The organism is Staphylococcus coagulans, assembly GCF_002901995.1.
Taxonomy (GTDB): domain Bacteria; phylum Bacillota; class Bacilli; order Staphylococcales; family Staphylococcaceae; genus Staphylococcus; species Staphylococcus coagulans.
The window spans coordinates 1-3,702 of the sequence record NZ_PPQN01000077.1 but is presented as its reverse complement, the minus strand read 5'-3'; the positions used below and the strand labels follow the sequence as shown (position 1 = coordinate 3,702).

The window sequence follows — 3,702 nt, the reverse complement described above, 5'->3', positions numbered from 1 at the left end:
AGTTACACTACCCTTAAACAAAACATCTAATAAATAAGATATCTCCATTAATAATAAGCCCCTTTTTACATTTTATTTGATAATCATAATTAATTTTTAAATACTTTCTATGTAATGTTCTTTAAATATTATAAGGAAAAATTCCGGAATTTTCTCCTTTTATATGAATACCACGGAGTTTTTGGATTACTAATTTATTCTTATCTTAGGTTAATATAATGCACTCATTATCATCTTATACTCTGCTGCGAATTCCATGATAGTATATTTTCTTTTCTTCACGAAAGCTAAATTTGAACATGCCATATTTACAAAATAATTTATAATCGGACAGTGATAATGTCCTTGTTTTTATTTCTATTAGTCAAATTGTCTGTATTTTCGGTCAAAATTTTTGGTGTATGATTAGCAATATTGTCTTTTAGTAATTGAGTCCCATATTTAACCCCATGAGCTTTAATTGTATCAGCTGATGCAAAATAATATTTATCAGAACTTAAAGGCATAAGCTCCCTGAATAATTCTTCTTGCTTTTCTGTAAGTTTGACTTCAAGAATATCTGCTAAGAGAAGTTCGAAATGATTAAATACTCGTCCATATTCTACTTCTGTCATATGTCTACCAATATATTTGTAAGACAAATTACCAAAAATCTCTTTATTCAGAATACCGGTTTTAAATATTTCTTCTTCAAACTCACGACTAAGATTATTTATATTTTCTCTGTACGATGTTTTATTGAAGCGTTTTACAAATCTCCTTAAATCTTTATTCTTAACTAGCAACCTATAGTCTCTTTTAGTTACTTCATCTACTGGTATACGATTATCATTTTCAGCAGGGATATATCTTGACAGATATTCTCCCTCTTCTTCACAAAACTTGTATGCGCCTCCAACAGGTTGATATTTCTCTGACCTACTATTCAATACTAAAAAATATCTATCATCTACTTTAATTCGATAAAGATATGCAAACGAAATTCTGATTAAGGTATCATCTTGTAACATTTTTGCTCTTATCAACTTTCTTTGAGATGTCTTCCAGTTACTATTATCAAATAATTCGATAATACTTCTTCCGATCTCAGGTATAATAGCACCGGCAAACAAAAGAACAATATCCGAACCAGTTGGTTTATCATTAATATTGAAATAATAGCTAAGCAATATGAGTATCAAAAATATAGCTAATATACCAAACGCTTTTAATAATTTTTTACAATAATTATATTCTTTCATTTCAAAAGTCTCCTATAGGTATATCTACATGGCCTATACCTACGCATATGTCATTCTTAATTAAATAACATTCGATAAAATGTAATCCTGCGAAGTTTGAATTCTCCTTAATTTCAGCACCTCTATTGTCTACTATCTGTCCTCTTATACAATCTCGTTTCTCAGCTTCAATACCGATATTTCTAACCTTCCAAAGAATCTTGTCATAAGACGGGCAGTCTGTATCTCCAAGCCTACACATAATAGAGAAATTATATGGAATAAATTTTTTGAGTTGTGGGGAGAGCTTATCAAAAAACTTCTCAATCGACATAACAGAGAAACCATTACCTGAAACATCACATTCAATTGAAACATTATATTGTTCATAAATCGGATATAGTTCATCAATAAATTGCTCAGTATCATTGAAACTTAGGGAGTAGCTATCACTAATATTTCTCTTTTGAGTTGACTCAGTTAAGTCATTCCAATAAGAATGATTGAAAAACAATGACCAAGCTTGCAGAGCATCTTCTCGCGAGCATTCTTTATCAAAAAGTATGTCCAACTTATTCAGACTCGATCTCAGTCGATTTTTCCAATTCTCCATTCGCTTATAATCTATATCTCTGATGATCAGCTCTCTCCCATTATCGACAGGTGCATTAACGTCGAGATGTGTCTCCAGACGTTGCACAATCGCTTGCATAGTGTAATAAAATTTCTCATCTAAGCGTGAATAGCAGTTTCTCAGCTTTTCGTCACATAATATAGTCTGAACAAGACCACTTGGCATGTTTTTCCAATTATCTCTTGATCTACAGAACATCTTGGACAATCTGACTACTTTACGTATATCATCGCCAAAATACTTTACTCGATCAATGAACCACTCTTCTAGAGCTTTGATGTGTCTTTCTGACCATTCTGCTCCTGCATGCTTATATATGTAATTATTATCCCATTCAAATTCTTTACTCCGTTGGAATACAGCAAAGTCCATATGATAACCAAGAGAACTATACTTTAAACGTACACAACTAGTCTTTACTTCAGGGGGTTGTGCAAATTGTCTAGTTTTTCTTTCAAGAGCGTTTGCTACCATATTGCGAGTAGCTTGAGCACCCAAATTATTAAGACAATCTGATTCAAATACTATGCCTACATCAATATCGTAATCCTTCTCGTCATTCTGTGTAATGGTATGCATAGCCATGCTACCTTGTATACGCTCCTCAGCAATTTTATAATACGTTTTTTTCTCTTCATTATATTCTTTTAACCCATCTTTCATCCTTCTAATATTCTGTTTACGCCTTTGTCTTAGTTCATTCTGTTCCTTAGCTGGAAGTACAACCTTTTTGCGATAAAAAGTGTTGAACTCCTTTGAACAATCATACATTTTTGAAAACCCCCTTCATACAGTTTGTTATGCGAACGTACATTCGCCTAATTATTACATATTTTATACTTATTTTCAAAATACATTCTTCGTACTTTTTATAAATACAAAGTGCGATAATGAGGCATTTTTCTAATCTATTGCGTATTAAAAAGTAGATTTGAATGTAATGAGTTTTATTTATGCATATGCAATCACTCATCGTATTACTGATATTGTTCCAGATCGTTGTTTATTTGCTTTGAAAAAACTATTTTTATCGTTTTCGTCTTTCTGAAAGAAAACGTGTAAAAACTGTATCTATTGATATGTATGATCCCTACATGACTTTGATTAGGTAAGTATTTCTGAATGCCAAAATCATCATCGATCGTTTCCATATTGTTCAAGCTTTAAATCGAGAGCTAAATATGACGCGTGTTACAGTGATGAACCGTTTCAGGACAAAAGAAAGACCTCTATACAATAAGTTTAAACGTTACTGGAAAATGATTTTAAAGCTGCAAGAACAACTTGAAAGCTTTACTTATCGTAAATTCCCATTATATAAACAATGGAAAACACCAAAGGGAATTGTTGAACATTTACTGAGTTTTGATGAAATGCTTTTAAATACTTACACCCTTGTAAACGAATTGAGGTACGCATTGAAAGAAAATGATAAGGCGGCTTTTGAGGTAGCTTTAAAAAATATAGAAATCATTCGAATTTCATCTCAACTTCAATGTGACTCATCCCAAAAAAGAGATTGATCAATGTGATGTTACTTAATCTCTATACTGCTCATCAGTCCAATTTAACAGAGGGCCTAAAAAACTAATATCATATTCATGATTGAGAATTTGAACTTATTGTTAATTTTTATTTCTTAAAATTAGAATTATCCATACACAAAACTTGTTTGAAGTTGTTTAAAATATATTAATGTATATCAAAGTCTTTGTATATATCTTTGTAGTAACTTCCATGCTCATAAAAATACTTAAATACATAATTAATAAATAGAGCTGCTAATTGTAAAGGTAGTGTAAATATATAAAATAATACAACTAATATTGTCAGGTTTAAAACAAATCC

Annotated in this window: 3 protein-coding genes; 1 reads left to right on the top strand and 2 read right to left on the bottom strand. The window is 31.0% G+C overall.

Features of this window, described 5'->3' with window-relative positions; all coding sequences use genetic code 11:
* Positions 1-320: 320 nt before the first annotated feature.
* Positions 321-1,241, bottom strand: coding sequence for an SMODS-associated NUDIX domain-containing protein (locus tag CD118_RS11080; RefSeq protein WP_103356711.1), 921 nt, complete (start codon positions 1,239-1,241; stop codon positions 321-323).
* A 1-nt stretch (position 1,242) separates the two neighbouring features.
* Entirely contained in the window at positions 1,243-2,625 is a 1,383-nt protein-coding gene (locus CD118_RS11075; RefSeq protein ID WP_103356710.1) for a nucleotidyltransferase, read from the bottom strand.
* Positions 2,626-2,972: 347 nt separating this feature from the next.
* On the opposite strand from CD118_RS11075, the gene CD118_RS12410 reads away from it, so the two are divergent.
* A complete protein-coding gene (locus CD118_RS12410; RefSeq protein ID WP_425353208.1) occupies positions 2,973-3,377 on the top strand; it encodes a transposase in 405 nt (134 codons plus the stop codon).
* The last annotated feature ends 325 nt before the right edge of the window (positions 3,378-3,702 follow it).